Source organism: Chthoniobacter flavus Ellin428 (assembly GCF_000173075.1).
GTDB lineage: Bacteria > Verrucomicrobiota > Verrucomicrobiia > Chthoniobacterales > Chthoniobacteraceae > Chthoniobacter > Chthoniobacter flavus.
Window position 1 is genome coordinate 281,040 of sequence record NZ_ABVL01000001.1, and the last position, 13,883, is coordinate 294,922.

At 61.5% G+C, this 13,883-nt stretch carries 11 protein-coding genes and 1 tRNA gene; 7 read left to right on the forward strand and 5 right to left on the reverse strand.

Features of this window, described 5'->3' with window-relative positions; translation table 11 throughout:
• Positions 1-59 precede the first annotated feature (59 nt).
• Complete coding sequence (locus tag CFE428DRAFT_RS01140; protein WP_157447399.1) at positions 60-3,275, forward strand: hypothetical protein; 3,216 nt, start codon at positions 60-62, stop codon at positions 3,273-3,275.
• 422 nt (positions 3,276-3,697) lie between these two features.
• Positions 3,698-4,231 (forward strand): hypothetical protein, encoded by a 534-nt coding sequence (locus CFE428DRAFT_RS01145; protein WP_006977571.1) that lies wholly within the window; start codon positions 3,698-3,700, stop codon positions 4,229-4,231.
• A 103-nt stretch (positions 4,232-4,334) separates the two neighbouring features.
• On the opposite strand, the gene CFE428DRAFT_RS01150 is transcribed toward CFE428DRAFT_RS01145, so the two are convergent.
• The 3 genes from CFE428DRAFT_RS01150 to CFE428DRAFT_RS01160 form a co-directional block, all read right to left on the reverse strand.
• Complete coding sequence (locus CFE428DRAFT_RS01150; RefSeq protein WP_006977572.1) at positions 4,335-6,863, reverse strand: glycosyl hydrolase family 28-related protein; 2,529 nt, start codon at positions 6,861-6,863, stop codon at positions 4,335-4,337.
• A gap of 102 nt (positions 6,864-6,965) precedes the next feature.
• Positions 6,966-8,435 carry a LamG-like jellyroll fold domain-containing protein gene (locus CFE428DRAFT_RS01155; protein ID WP_006977573.1) on the reverse strand — a complete coding sequence of 490 codons (1,470 nt, stop codon included), beginning with the start codon at positions 8,433-8,435 and terminating at the stop codon, positions 6,966-6,968.
• Complete coding sequence (locus CFE428DRAFT_RS01160; protein ID WP_006977574.1) at positions 8,425-8,943, reverse strand: RNA polymerase sigma factor; 519 nt, start codon at positions 8,941-8,943, stop codon at positions 8,425-8,427. Before CFE428DRAFT_RS01160 ends, CFE428DRAFT_RS01155 begins: the two co-directional genes overlap by 11 nt.
• A 249-nt stretch (positions 8,944-9,192) precedes the next feature.
• Here CFE428DRAFT_RS01160 and cax point away from each other — a divergent pair, with 249 nt between their 5' ends.
• The gene (gene cax / locus CFE428DRAFT_RS01165; protein WP_006977575.1) at positions 9,193-10,299 is read left to right on the forward strand and encodes a calcium/proton exchanger; all 1,107 of its coding nucleotides are present in this window, start codon (positions 9,193-9,195) and stop codon (positions 10,297-10,299) included.
• A gap of 261 nt (positions 10,300-10,560) precedes the next feature.
• Here the strand turns inward: cax and CFE428DRAFT_RS01170 are convergent.
• Positions 10,561-10,637, reverse strand: a tRNA-Asp gene (locus tag CFE428DRAFT_RS01170).
• 111 nt (positions 10,638-10,748) lie between these two features.
• Here CFE428DRAFT_RS01170 and CFE428DRAFT_RS01175 point away from each other — a divergent pair.
• A complete protein-coding gene (locus tag CFE428DRAFT_RS01175; RefSeq protein ID WP_042724272.1) occupies positions 10,749-11,531 on the forward strand; it encodes a YqjF family protein in 783 nt (260 codons plus the stop codon).
• Between the two features lie 108 nt (positions 11,532-11,639).
• Here CFE428DRAFT_RS01175 and CFE428DRAFT_RS01180 read toward each other — a convergent pair whose 3' ends face one another.
• A complete protein-coding gene (locus tag CFE428DRAFT_RS01180) occupies positions 11,640-12,110 on the reverse strand; it encodes a hypothetical protein (RefSeq protein ID WP_006977577.1) in 471 nt (156 codons plus the stop codon).
• Between the two features lie 137 nt (positions 12,111-12,247).
• On the opposite strand from CFE428DRAFT_RS01180, the gene CFE428DRAFT_RS36870 reads away from it, so the two are divergent.
• The 3 genes from CFE428DRAFT_RS36870 to CFE428DRAFT_RS01190 are packed head-to-tail and all read left to right on the forward strand — an operon-like array spanning position 12,248 to position 13,861.
• Positions 12,248-12,490 (forward strand): hypothetical protein, encoded by a 243-nt coding sequence (locus CFE428DRAFT_RS36870; protein WP_131989193.1) that lies wholly within the window; start codon positions 12,248-12,250, stop codon positions 12,488-12,490.
• Positions 12,491-12,500: 10 nt separating this feature from the next.
• Positions 12,501-12,827: a hypothetical protein gene (locus tag CFE428DRAFT_RS01185; RefSeq protein ID WP_006977579.1), complete on the forward strand. Its 327-nt coding sequence runs from the start codon at positions 12,501-12,503 to the stop codon at positions 12,825-12,827.
• Positions 12,824-13,861, forward strand: coding sequence for an MFS transporter (locus tag CFE428DRAFT_RS01190; protein WP_006977580.1), 1,038 nt, complete (start codon positions 12,824-12,826; stop codon positions 13,859-13,861). The genes CFE428DRAFT_RS01185 and CFE428DRAFT_RS01190 overlap by 4 nt, the downstream gene beginning before the upstream one ends.
• Positions 13,862-13,883 lie beyond the last annotated feature (22 nt).

Here is a 13,883-nt window from a genome sequence, read left to right on the forward strand (position 1 = left end):
ACTCGTTCTCAATTCAACACCTCAGAGCTAACATGATCCCCCCGTGTAATCTCCGCTCCGTGCTTCGTCGCGCCACGACTCCGGCTGTCTTGGTCATCGCCCTCTTCGCTCTCGCCGAGACGAGCCACGCGCAGGTTCCTGCGATCTTGCGAACGTCCGATGCCGTCGCAGCGGGCCAGCCGTTCCGCATCAATGGCGATGGAATCACAACCGCGGCTTACGTGGCCGTCGCGCCGGCCAATGGCGCCGCGCCCGCCACACCGCCGGCTGGTTACAGCAGTCCGTCCATCGCGCAGCACGATCAGACCGGAAAAAATCACTACGTCGTGGCCACCATGCCGTCCCTCGCGGCGGGCGTCTACAATGTCTGGGTAAACAACGGGTCGGGCTGGAGTCCGAAGCCCTTTCCGATGAACCGAGCGCGGCCGCTCTTCATGTCCGAGTATCAAGCGTATGCCGGTTTCCAGATCGAAGTCGCGGGCCGCAATTTCGACTTGCACGAATTTGGCGGCACAACGACCACCCTGGTCCGTTTGAGAAACAGCACGAACGGCACGACCATCCCGGCGACTATCGTCAATGGCAGTCTCAATCCTGCTCATCTCACCTTCACCGTGCCGACGGCCACGGTGAATGCCCAGTACTATGTGGATGTGTCCAATAACAACGGCGTCGACTGGGGGACGCTCGACAATGGACAATTGTTGCAGATCGTTGCTATTCCGCCGGCTGGTTCCGATCCGCTGGGCATGGGCGTGGTCTGGGCGAAGGATTTCCGATGGGCGACAGTAAAAAATGTCACGCAGCCGCCGTATAACATCAACCCGGCCGATACCACCGGCCCGGGCGACAATGCCGCGGTGCAACAGGCGGTCGACGATGCTTCCGCGGCCGGAGGAGGCGTGGTCTATCTGCCCGCCGGTAATTACTACCTCAGCTTCATTACCCTCGGACCGGGTGTCGTCTTGAAGGGAGACGGCGATAGCACGAAGATCTATTACATCGGCGCGGGCGGTTCTTCCTTCGTTCGTTCCAAGAGAACCAATGAGATGGCTGCCGGACAGAAGCCGGAATTGCAAGGCCTCGCCAACCTGAGCATTCAGCTTTCCAATCAAAGTGTGCGGCCGGATGTGTTCATCTCCCTGGGCGATTTCAGTGTCCCCAACGACCAAAGGGTCGGGAACCGATTGTTTGCGCTCAACGTGCAGCTGAACTACGACTACACGGCCGAGGGGGCGAGCGGCCAGCGGGGCATCGGCTTTTTGGCCACCGGCCTGGAGCGGATGCTCGTTCAGGGTTGCGATTTTGTGGGTCGGCGGGCCACGATTCTGAGCAGCTACGTCGCCAAATACTTCAATCTCCGCAACAACCATTTCGAGTATTCCTCGGGTTACGTCCACGGCAGTTCCACGTTTTCTTTTTACGAAAATAACGACGTCATCGCGCATTCCGGATACGGAGCGGAAAGCCACGGCCTGTTCGCTCGCTCCGATGCCTATGTGGCCAATAACTACGTCGAGGGGACCGGAGGACCGGCCAACACCTACAACGATGGGGAATCGATCTGCAACGAGGCGTCGGGCTACGCCAATTTCAACTTCGGAGCGGTGACGTCGGCTACCGCTACCACTCTCGTCGTCAACTCGCCGGATGTCACTCTCGTCGCTCCCGTCAATCTTTACTACGGCGACCTGAGTGTGCTCATTACCGAGGGGGCCGGGATTGGCCAGTTGAGAAAGGTCTCCGTAAATCCCGCCACCAACACCTTCACCATCACGGGAGATAAGCCCTTCGACATTATCCCGGACCACACCAGCCGCTGGACGCTGTATGCTCCGCTGCGCAACTTTACCATCTATCAAAACACCTTCGCCAATTGCGCCAAAGGGATCTGGCTCTACGGCAACGCCTACGACGATTATGTCGCGGAGAATACCTCGATCAATTCCGCCGGCATTTACCTGCACTGCACCAGTGGCAGCACCGGCACGAACCCCGCCGTCGGTGTCGATAAACAGGGCTATTTCACCCGCATCGCTCACAATACGGTGAGAGGTCTTTCCCGCTGGGGAAATTACGCCGGCATCGGATTGAATACCGGACGCTGGAATTCTGGCGGTAGCTATCTCAGCACCCAGGCTTACGGGACGGAGATCATCGACAATGTCATCATCGGTGATCGAAATGCCGCCACGAATGGCACCACCTATCCCGGAGAAATGGGACCCTACAGCGGGGTCTATGTCATTTCCTACGGCTTTTCCAATCCCTCCAACGGCGTGGGCACGGGAGACGCCACCGACACGATCATCTACGGCAACCAGCTCTCCAACCTGAAGTTCGGCATCAATCTATCGCGCGCGGATAGCGGAAACCTGCTTTCCACGAATCGCTACGACAGCCTGGTCACCACCTTCCTTAACGAGGCGAACCCGCAAAGTGACAACACCATGCAGCTCAACAATACGTCGGGAACGATCGCAGCCACCGCGCCCATCTTCCAGGAAGACTTCAACAACAACACCTCGGCCACGGGTGGCAGCATGTTATTGAACCCAAATAACAAAGCGCCGCTGGTGACGACCATCAATAGCAGCCCAACGATGGGCGCTGGCACTTTCTTGAAAGCCGCGATCACCAGCTCGACGGCCGCACAAAACATCGCGCAATTTACGCCGGCCTCGCTGGTGGCCAATTCCTGGGCCGCCATGGCCCAGGGGACGGCCAATGGATGGTCCAATGTGAATATCAATGGCGGCCTCGACTTGTTTGTCCGTCCGAATTCCGTGCCGTCCGGGGATCAGAGTTGGTTCCGCCCGGTCGACGTCGATAACCGGTCCAGCGGAGGACTGCGCATTATTTTGACGGGAGCCGGCAACAGCCTGCAACTCCAACTGGTCGCACCGACGGGCGTGAATGCTTTCAGCACCGATGGGGTTACTTACAATCTAAACACCGTGGTCACGACGCCCGGCTATGTGCTCACTCCGGGAGCGGTCTATCACATCGGGTTCACCCTGAACACCGCCGCTTCGGGGCAGGTCACGGCCCGGCTGTTTGCCGTGGCCAACAATGGCGCCATCAATACCGCCAGCACTCCGCTCGCTTCGATGACCTTCTACGTAAGCGCTGCGTTGATTCCGGCCGTCGATGCCTTCAGCGGCCAAAACTGGACGATGTCGGCGCGCGGGACTTCGCCCTTCAGCGACAACGTCGATTACGATCAGGTGCGTTTGTTCAACAGCGATCCGGGGATATTCCCGGCGGCTCAATAGAGCGTGTTCACGCGGATGCGCTAGCTGCCGCGGAGCCATTCTGCGCGAAAGGCGGGATCAAAGCGGAGGCGTCGTCGAGGCGGCGCTCGCCCTCAGCATTACCCACATCTCGAAAAGACAGCGGAGAAGCCCGCGAATCACTCAGATAACGCGAATGGGGAAGGATGTCATTCGTGTCATCCGCGTGATTCGCAGGCCCTTCTTCTCTGTGGAGAGAGCTTCAAAAGAGTATTGGGAATGCTTAGGCTCCGCCGCCGCATCCGAGGGAGCGGGGCGACTACATCCGCCATGCTCCACCCGGTTGGAGCCCGGACCGCTGACTCCCCGAAAACAGCCGTGGTGTGGTTCGCGGACGATACCTCTTTGAACCGGCATTAACCGGCAACAAAAGAAAAACGAACTGAAAGGAGGCCGTTTTGGCTATGAAACAACTACTGATTCCCGGTGTCGCAGCGTTGACGCTGATGTTCACACCGATGGTGCACGCTCAAACTGTCGTGCGCGAAACGACCACCGCCGCCGTGGACCCTCTGGAGGCTACTGGCACGGTGACCGAATGGGGTCCCGACACGATGATTGTGCGGGAGAGGGACGTGGCTGATCCCGTCCGTTTTGGCTTTGCCAAGACCGTTGAATACGTCGACGAAGCGGGCAATCCTGTGACCCGCGAAGTGATCACACCGAATACTCCCGTGCGGGTTCGTTATATCCGCGAGGGCGATCGGATGCTGGTCAATCGGGTGATCGTGTCGCGCCCGGCGACCACTGAGACGACCACGACCACCACCACCACCAGCACGGTGACGGGACGTGAGGCGAAGGACATCCGCAAGCTGCGCGAGAAGATCGCGCATGACGAAAAGGAACTGGCCGAGCACCCCGACCGGGTGAAACTGCAGGAGCAGCTCGACCGCGACCGTGCTGCGCTCAAGGAACTGGAACGAGGCCCGCAGTAAGCGAAGTAAAGCGGTATTAGGGTGCAGGGTGCAGGATTTCATCATTCTGCACCCTGCGTCGTTTAGCCTGTCAGGCTTGAAAAGCAGAACCAGCGAGGGTGCTTTAGGGCGTCAGCGTCACGTTGCTCATGATCGTCCGGCAGAGAGTTCCGTTGTTGTTGTGTGCCGTCACGCAAAGGCCGGCGCAGACCGCGGTGGGCAGATTGACCGTCGCCGTGCCGAGTTGGGTCCAGGTGACGCCATCCGCCGAATAACTTCCAACCACCGTGGTGGTGCCGGTGCGCTGAAGCTTGACCCAATAGGGAGCGCGCAAGGTGCCGGCGACCGCGACTTGGGACGCTGATCCGCCGACGCTCGTGCGTTGCTGCATGGCGATGCCCTGACCCGGTGTGACCAGGATGTCGACAAACATCCCGTTGGCGTTGTGACTGTCGCGGAACATCAGGCCCGCCTTGGCCCAGGCATTGGTATTGTCGACGGAATTGACCAGCGCTACGAGGGTGCCATTGCCATTCCACGAGGTGTCCACGAATTGGAAAGTGTCCGCCGTGTTCCAAATGTCAGAGCCCGAGCCGTCCACGAAATACGTTCCGCTGGTGTAACAAATCGCCGCGCCATCCGCCGCAACACTGCCGATATCTTCGTTCGTGGAAAAGATGCCGAGGGGACCGGATGGCCGGGGCCCGCCGACATAGAGTGGGATGAAGAAGTTACTCGCATAAGTGCCCCCGCGAGCAGGGAATTGCGTGTTGGAAGTCGTGACTGTGGTGGTGCCGCTGGTCTCCGAGATCGGCACGGTGAAAGTCCCGCTCATGTTGGTGAATCCCGTGTAGCAGACGCTGGAGTTTGTATTCGAAATCATCGGCGTGCTGCCTGGGCTGGTGGTGACATTGGCGTAGCCGCCGAGAATTTCCGCCATGCCGCCGCCGGTGGCGAGGATGGAGGATGCCGGTTTGTTTTCGGTCTTGTAACCCAGCACCCAGAGCATGCCGCCATTGGTCACCTCGTCGGCGGAACTGGGACTCTCGTCGTTGATCGAACGCGCCCAAATTTGCTGTCCGGCGGTGCAGAAGGAGGTGCCGGCCCCCATGTTTGTGCAAGACTCGATGAAAGTAGTGATGGGCGCGCTTTGCTGGTTGATGACGTTCCCGGAGTTAAGCTCTGCGACGACTGTCCGCGCGGCGTTGATGCTGATGGACGTGTAGCCCGATTTGCCGACCAGGATGACCGGATTGGACGAGGCGGCATTCACCGAGAAGGCGCCGCCGGTAATGCTGCAGAACATGAAGTCCACCCGCTGAACCGAGGCCGGAATGGTGATCGTCTTGCTCAGGATGTAATTTTTCCCCGGGAAATAGACGACCGTCTTGCCCCCGGTGCCGGCGGCATTGAATGCGGCCTGGATGGCCGTGCTGTCGTCGACGCTGTCGGAACCGTTGGCGCCGTAGTCATTGACGTTGACCCAATTCGTAAGATTCGTCTCCCACGGGACGATCGGTGTGTCCTCCACAGGGAGGGCAAAGGAGTGCGTGTCCTGACCGGTGAACAGCGTGGTCGGCGGATAAGCGCAGTATTCGGAGATAAACGGCCCCGTGACGGCGTTGACGGTCTGATTTTTGATCGCGACCGTATAACCGGAAACCTGCACGTTTCGGGCAAAGAGATCCTGCTGGGTGCCGGTGATGGCCACCGCCGGCGAAGTGGAACTACCGCCATTCAATTGGCTGTCCAGTAACACACAACTGCCGGCCGCGTTCGAAAAGCTAACCGCGGGAACGTGGTGGGCGCTCTGGTTCGAAAGCAAGTCGCGAACGGCTACACCTCCGCCCACGATGGAGATCGCGGCGACATTTTGATTCGTGCAGGTGAGGTGCTCGAAAGCGCTGTCGTTTTCTGCGCCCGGCAGGGAGTAGACGGCATCGTCAAATCCGTTGATCGTAATGTCTTTGAGATAGGCCTGGACGGAACCCGTCTTGAACCAGATGCCGTAACATCCCGCGCCATCCGCGGAGGTGATCGTCACATTGGACATCCGCGCGGAGTTGGCGCCCTGGAAATGGATGCCGGCGGCGCCGGGATTGCCCGAACCGGTATTGACCGTCAGATTCTCGCAGAGATTCGAAGTGGCGATGTTATTGAAAGTCGTGGACGGGTGCTGGTAGCAGAGGACCGGAGTGGGAGATGTCTTCGACTGGAAAGCAGCCAGGTTGTTATCCAGTTTCAGCGTCGCTCCCGCGCGGCTTTGGCCGACGAAGCGCACGTGATTGATGTCAAGACCGCTCACTACCGCTCCGGTGTAGATGATCGATTGGGTGAGACGATAGGTGCCGTTGGGGATGTAGATGATGTAGCTGTTGGACGCGGAAGCGAGGTATTGGTTTTTGATGAAATTGAAGGCGCTCTGGAAAGCGGCCGTGTCGTCGGTGGTGCCATTGCCGGTGGCGGCGGTGATGCCCGATGGAGGGGTGCGCAGGTTGATGATCCGGCCGCCGTTCTGCACGAGGGCGGCAGCGGGATAGACGACGTTGGTATCGATCTGGCGGTCGCCGGCGGCGCCGCAGGGGAGCGGATGCGTGCCGAGAAGCAGGGCCGCGAGGATCGGGAGGGCGATGACGGGGAGGCGGTGTTTCATAGAGGTGAGGTTGGTGGTGGAAGAGCGTGAGGACAAAATGGCCCGGACATCAGCGAAGGACTGACGGACACAGGGGACAGAGAGGTTGAAAAAGGAGAGCGATCAGCCGCCGCCGGGGGCAGCCGGGCGGGCCAGTTCGCGCACTTCGGCAGGAGCCAGCGAGCGCCCGTAGACGCGCAATTCATCGATGAGGCCGCCGAAGCGCCGCGTGCCATCCGTCGCCATGAGGCCGATGTGGAGCCGCGCGTGCCGATTGAAATTGGGGCGAATCCCGCTGTGCTCGGTCACATCGTGTCCATCGAGATAAAGCTGGGCCGTCGCATTGCGTCCATCGATCACCGCTGCGACGTGATGCCACGCGCCGGGCTGGAGGAGCTGGCCGAAGCTGACCGCCTGCGCGCCGAGGCCCGGGCCCGAACTGGTTTCGAAGACCAGATCTCCGCGGTCGCTATCCAGAAAGAAACGGAAGCCATCGGTATGCACGCCGTCGGCGCTGTTCGCCAGGAGCGGATTTAAGTGCAAGGTCTCGCCGGAAAGCCGTATCCAGGCCGTGATGCTCAGGTTTTCGGGCAGGGTGACGACGCTGGTGCGAACGCGGGCGCGGCTACCTTCGAGATGGAGCGCCATGCCCCGCCAGCCTTGCGACCAAATGCCGGCCAGCGCGTCGGGCGGATAGATTTCGGCCGGCCCGATCCCGCCCGCGTGATCGACACTCTGCGCTCCGGAACCTTCGTCGAAAGTCCAGTGGCCGAGTAATCCCTGCTGGAGGGATTCGGCGACGGCCAGCGGCTGAACGTCCACGGAAGCACGGCCATCGACCACTGCGGAGTGCAAGGCCTGGACGACCACGCCCGAAGCCTCGCTGCGCTTTCCGAGCAGGACAGCGCCTTCATCCACGCGGAGCTGCGTGCTGTCGGGGCTGGCGCCGAGGGTAAAGCGGGTTCCGATCACTTCGGCCTGAGCGTGAGGGGTGAAGAGCAGCAGCGGAGCGTGCGGCGGTTGGTGCGCCACGCTGGCCTGGAGCGAGCCGCGCCGCAGCTCGAGGCGTTTCGCCGGCTGCAACGCGGCGAAGTAGAGTTCCCCATCACCGGCCAGCTGTAGGATGGTGTTTTCCGTCCGGAAGCGGATCTCCGCCCGGCTGCCCTCGTCCGAAAACAACGTGTCGCCCGCCTCGAGATCCGCGCCCTCCGAGGGAATGGTGGCGCGCTTCCCGCCATGCAGTACGGTGCCGTGGCCGGCGGAAAAAGTGACGTGCACGAAAAGGGGATCGTGGGACGGCGCAGCCGCGTGCGGCCACCACCAGACCAGCCCGCAGAACACAGCGAGAACCGCGGCCAGGGCCAGGAACCGGTGGGACGAACGGATCGGAGGATCGAAGGGAATCGGCGCGACGTGAATGCCGTCGGAGGCATGGATGTCCTGGAGAAGCAGACGTTCCCAAGCCAGTTGCAGGTAGGTGGCGCGGAGATCGGAATCGCCTTCGAGGGCGTGCTCGACGTGGTCGCTCTCTTCCTCGGATAAGGCGCGATCCAGATAGGCGATCAGATCCTGCGTAGTGACGTCAGGTTTCATGGCTTTGCAGGCTTTGGCGAAGACACAGATTCAAAGCGGCTCGGGTGCGGAACATGCGCACCTTGACCCAGGCAACTGAACGCTGCAGCGCGGAGGCGATCTCGGAATATTTCAGTCCGCCTTCGAAATGCTGCCGGATGACTTCGCGATCCAGATCCGGAAGCTTTTCCATGCAGTCGGCGAGCGCCCGCCGCTCCAGTTCGAAGCGGGCCTCGGAGTGGCGCTCGGTATCGAGCAAAAGGGGAAGCTGCTCCTCGAGTGCGCGACGCCGGTCCTGTTCGCGCTGCTGCTTTTTGCGTTCGCGATACCAAACGTGGCGCGCAATGGAACAGAGCCAGCAGGTGAAATCGGCCTCGGGAAAATATTGATCCTCCTTCCGGTGAGCGATCAGCATGGTCTCCTGGACGATGTCCTCCGCCAACGGCAGATCTCGGCAACACGCGTAGACATAGAGAAGAACCGCGCGGCGATGCTCAGCCAGAATTTGGGTGGCGGGAGGGAGCTGCATGAGGGGGACTCACTGGGATAATCTCCCGTCCCGCCCGGAGGTTACAGGAATTTTGCTGACCGCGCCGTTTCGCTTCCCTCCACAAAACTTGGCCGGCGGAAATGCCGGCCCACCATTCGCCGTCTGCATGGTGGATTTGTGCCGCAGGTACATGCTGCTTCCCGTAGGACCAAGGTCCGATAGGAGTGGGCCGTCTAACAGGGCACGGTTCCCGATGCAACCGGGCGAGAACGCCCGGCCCCACGCTCCATGAAAACGTTGCTGAAAGAAATCCGCGGCAACCCGCTGCTTTGGCTGCTGGCATTTGTGCCCGTGGTGTTCGGCGCGGCCAGGTTTAAGCCCGAGGCGCACACGCTGCTCTTCGTCCTGTCGGTGCTGGCGATTGTGCCGCTGGCGGCGCTGCTGAGCCACGCCACGGAGTCGGTCGCGGCGAAGACCGGCGACGCGGTCGGTGGGCTCCTCAATGCCACGCTTGGGAACTTGACCGAGTTGGTCATCGCGCTGGCGGCGTTGCGAGCGGGCGAATACATGCTCGTCAAGGCATCGGTGGCCGGCGCGATCGTCACCAACACGCTCTTCATGCTCGGCGCGTCGTTTCTCCTCGGCGGCCTCAAGCATCACACCCAGGAATTCAACCGTGTGAGTGCGCGGATGCAGGCGGGAATGCTCTTTCTCGCGACCATCGCCCTCCTCGTGCCATCCGCGATTGTCGAGGCGGATTCGGGGACGCATGCCGAATTCACCAACAAGCTGAGCGTCGGTTTCGCCGTGTTGCTCATCGCGGCCTACGGACTCGGTATGTTGTTTTCGCTGAAAACGCATCGCGAGCTCTTCGGCAGTGAATCGCACGGCGAGGAAGGCGAGGAGCCGTGGCCGATCGGCCTCGCGCTCGGGGTCCTCGCGGGCGTGACGGTGCTGGTCGCGCTGGTCAGCGAGATCTTCGTCGAGTCCGTGCAGGAAGCGGCGGTGTCGTTCGGCATGACGCAGGCTTTCGTTGGCTTCATCGTCGTCGCGCTCGTCGGTGCGGCTGCGGAGATGGCGTCTGCCTTTTCCGGTGCGCGAAAGAACCGGCTCGACTTGAGTGTTGGCATCGCGCTCGGCAGCGCGTCGCAAATCGCGCTTTTCGTTGCGCCGGTCCTGGTGCTGCTCAGCTACGTCATCGGCCCCACGCCGATGAACCTGCAATTCTGGCCGGGTGCGGTGGTGATGATGCTGGTCGCGGCACTCACCGCCTCGCTGGTCACCAACAGCGGCCGCTCCGCGTGGTTCGGCGGCGTCCTCGTGTTGATGGTTTATCTCGTCTTCGCCATCACGCTCTACCTGCTGCCGCCGGGTGGGCAGGCCACGCCACCATGAGCCGCTCCGCTATCTTCGATGCCAGGGGTGACGCTCGCGCCGCGGCCCAGCGCGCCGCTGCCAACGCCTCGCTCATGGCGCGTCAGCCACAAGGAAATGCCCCTACGAGCGCTTCGACGATTTCGCGAAGGGACAGCACAGGGGGAGCAGCAGAAGCCGGTGGTGAACGAACTCTTCATCCGGACTGCCGAGGCGAACACTCATGGCAAACCCCAAATCTATTTTGCAGGTATAAGTGATTCGCCATCAATGAATTATTGATGGCGGAGCCTACGGGGCTCGAACCCGCAACCTCCGCCGTGACAGGGCGGCGCTCTAACCAATTGAGCTAAGGCTCCTCGAAGGAGGCGCGCACACTAGAGCCCGAGGCTGGAGGCGGCAACAAATTTTTCGGATTTTTTTCGCGCGCAAATTCCGCGCTGCCCTACCGTGACAAAAACCTCGTTTTGATGCCTGCGACTTTGCCCCAACCTCGCGTTTTTCTCACTGCCGAATGGCGATCGCTGCTCATGGTGAATTACGTGATGGATCCGGCGGTGTTGCGTCCGTTGGTGCCGCGCGGCGTGGAGCTGGATCTGTGGCAGGGCGAAGCGTTGGTGAGCATGGTCGGGTTTCTGTTTCTCGACACGCGGGTGTTGGGTGTGCCGATTCCGTTTCATCGCGATTTCGAGGAGGTGAACCTGCGCTTCTATGTGCGGCGTGAGACGCCGGAAGGCTGGCGGCGTGGGGTGATTTTCGTGCGGGAGATCGTGCCGCGGTGGGCGATTGCTTCGCTGGCGCGCGGCCTTTACAATGAGCCGTATTTGGCGTGTCCGATGCGACATCATCTCACGGCGGGGACTTGCGAGTACGGGTGGCATTTCGCCGGGCGCTGGAATTCGTTGAGCGCGGAGTTTCGCGGCGAACCGGTGTTGCTGGGCGAGGGGAGCGCGGAGGAATTCATCTTCGAGCATTATTGGGGCTACACACGGCTGCGTGATGGAAGCACGGCGGAATACCAGGTGGAGCATCCGCGCTGGCGGGCGTGGACGGCGGAGAATCCACGGCTGGAGGGCGACATGACGGCGCTTTATGGAGCGGAGTTTGCGCAGGCGCTCGGACGTGCGCCGGTTTCGGCGTTTCTCGCGGAAGGGTCGGCGATTTCGGTGCGGAAGGGGGCGGGGGTGAGAGGGGGAGGGGGAGGAACATCCAACATCGAACGCCCAACCGTTTCGACAAGCTCAAGGTCCTGAGCTTGTCGAAGGACATCCAACATCCAATGACGCAAGCTAGGCGCGGACGGTTTTCGGGTGTGGGTGTTGAAGTATCCGATTAACTCCGACCGAGTTTGGGTCGGGCGATTACGGCTGCTTCCGCCGGGTGCGCGGGGCGATCAGCACCAAGCCGCAGCAACCGAGACCGGCGAGCAGGAATTGCGGGAGGATCTCTCTGCTGGAGGTGTGCGGCTGCGGCGCCAGGTCCTTTTTCTCCAGGTCGTAGCTGACTTCCAAACCCTTGCTACCCGGTCGCACTTCCTTGATGTGCACCTGGATGGTCTCGCTTTTGACGAAGCGATGTTCAACGGTGAGCCAGAGCCGCGGTTTGTGGTCGGCATCCTGGACGTAAAGCCGCGCTTCCTGGTGGAGTTCATAGGTCTTGTTATCCTTCAACGGTTGCGACGAGGACCGGTCCACGACGATCGTAAACCTGGTCTTCGAAAAAGCCGCCAGATTGGTGACAATGAGTTGGTCGGGCTTCGGGACGGGGATGTCCGCACGAGCGGCGACGACGGCGAAGCCGCAGAGGAACGCGGCGAGAAGAAAGGATTTCATACCGATGAAAAAACCACAGAAAAGATGGAAGAATGTGTCACGAGCGTCAAACGCCATTCGCAAGAGCGGTGCGTTGTAAATGTCGACACCCGTCGATCTGCGGCTAGAATTCCCATGGTGTCTTTTGGCGCCACCCTATGACGACTTCTCCTGCTCTGCCCGTCATGGCGGATATCGTTGTCCCGCCGCCCACTCCACCGCCTCGCACGGTGTCACCTTATATGACGGTCGGCGTGTTGCCATTCGTGACCCTCGCCGTCGTGGCGATCATCGTGTTGTGGTTCGCACGCAAAGCGCGGTCGCTGAAGTCAAGCGCGGCTCCCCTTGCCACCTCGACGGTCATCGACCGCCGCTACAGCTGCCCGCCAGGGAAAACCTAACCTCTACGCCATGATACGGCTGGCCCTCGCTTTCGTCCTCACTGTTCTGCTCGAATGGCCGGTGCTGGCGTGGCTGTCTGGGATGGGTTTTCGTCCGACCGGATTGCTTTGCCTCTGCATGAACGGCGCGACGTGGGGCACGGCGATGGGCGTGCTCGCGTGGTGGTCCGTGCCGGTGCCGGCGCTGGAGGCGGTGATTATTTTGGCGGAGGCGGGCATCCTGGCGTGGTTTTGGCGCTGGCGGCCGCCGCGGGCGCTGGGCATTTCGCTGGCGATGAATTTCACGAGCTGGTTGCTCGGAACGCCGTTGTTATTTTTTCTCATGCCCGGGTCATGAAAAGCCACCTGCGCTTTTGCCTTCTCGCTCTGCTCGCCTCGAGTCACGGGGTGAACGATTTCATCGCCGGCTGGATGCTGGGCGGCGGGATGCCGAGTGCCACGGGGTGGGATCGACTGCCGTGGCTGGCCATTTATGCGGCGCTGGCTTTTGCCGGGCAATTGCCGGTGGCGTGGATCATGGATCGCTCGCCGCGGCGGCATCCGTGGCTGATCGGCGCGCTGGCGACGATGATCGGGGCCGCCGCGACGTGGAAGATTTCGCCGGGCACGGCGATCATCCTCTCGGGTGTTGCCTCGGCGTTCTGTCACGTCGCCGGTGGAGCGATCGCTTTGCAACTGCCGCGCGGCGAACGGGCGATAGGCTGGTTTTCCGCACCGGGAATTCTCGGCCTCACGCTCGGTGGTTGGCTGGGCAGTACGCAAGGCCCGCTCGCCGGGTGGGTCGCGCTGCTTCCGGTCGCGTTGTTAATGGGTTGCCTCGCGCTCCGCGATCGCTGGCCGAAGGTCGAAGCGATGGGAAACCCCATCCCCACGCCCGGCGTCGACGCCCACGACGGCCTCATGCTCCTTATCCTGCTTGCGCTCACCTTGCGCTCCGCGGTGTGGGATCTGGTGCAAGTCGCGCGCACCTCGGACCCTCACCTCCTCTTCGCCATCGCGGCTTCCGCCGCCTTCGGCAAGGTGCTTGGTGGCTGGATGATCTCCCGCTGGCCGACCGTCCGGCACGTGAGCCTCACGCTCATCGTCGCCTGCCTCCTGCTGGAATTTGCCCGGCAATCCATCGTCGGGCTCTGCGCCGGCATCGCTCTGCTGCAATCCACCATCCCCGCCTCCATCGTCCTCCTGCACCGTTCCTTTGCCACCTCGGCGGCGCGGGCCAGCGCCTACGTGCTGGGACTGACCGTCGCCCTCGGGGGATTGGTCATTCCGCTGCGTCTCGACATCACCGCCACCCTCCTCGCCGTGGCCGTCGCGGCGGTTCTCTTGCTATGGTGGAGCATACGTCTTCCTCAACCCCAACCGGCGGGCTGAATATTCTCCGTCCGATACTCGT

Excerpts from the sequence above, each read along its gene's own strand:
- CFE428DRAFT_RS01145 (WP_006977571.1), top strand. The coding sequence starts at position 3,698 with ATGAAACAACTACTGATTCCCGGTGTCGCAGCGTTGACGCTGATGTTC.
- CFE428DRAFT_RS01150 (WP_006977572.1), bottom strand. The coding sequence starts at position 6,863 with ATGAAACACCGCCTCCCCGTCATCGCCCTCCCGATCCTCGCGGCCCTG.
- CFE428DRAFT_RS01155 (WP_006977573.1), bottom strand. The coding sequence starts at position 8,435 with ATGAAACCTGACGTCACTACGCAGGATCTGATCGCCTATCTGGATCGC.
- CFE428DRAFT_RS01160 (WP_006977574.1), bottom strand. The coding sequence starts at position 8,943 with ATGCAGCTCCCTCCCGCCACCCAAATTCTGGCTGAGCATCGCCGCGCG.
- cax (WP_006977575.1), top strand. The coding sequence starts at position 9,193 with ATGAAAACGTTGCTGAAAGAAATCCGCGGCAACCCGCTGCTTTGGCTG.
- CFE428DRAFT_RS01175 (WP_042724272.1), top strand. The coding sequence starts at position 10,749 with ATGCCTGCGACTTTGCCCCAACCTCGCGTTTTTCTCACTGCCGAATGG.
- CFE428DRAFT_RS01180 (WP_006977577.1), bottom strand. The coding sequence starts at position 12,110 with ATGAAATCCTTTCTTCTCGCCGCGTTCCTCTGCGGCTTCGCCGTCGTC.
- CFE428DRAFT_RS36870 (WP_131989193.1), top strand. The coding sequence starts at position 12,248 with ATGACGACTTCTCCTGCTCTGCCCGTCATGGCGGATATCGTTGTCCCG.
- CFE428DRAFT_RS01185 (WP_006977579.1), top strand. The coding sequence starts at position 12,501 with ATGATACGGCTGGCCCTCGCTTTCGTCCTCACTGTTCTGCTCGAATGG.
- CFE428DRAFT_RS01190 (WP_006977580.1), top strand. The coding sequence starts at position 12,824 with ATGAAAAGCCACCTGCGCTTTTGCCTTCTCGCTCTGCTCGCCTCGAGT.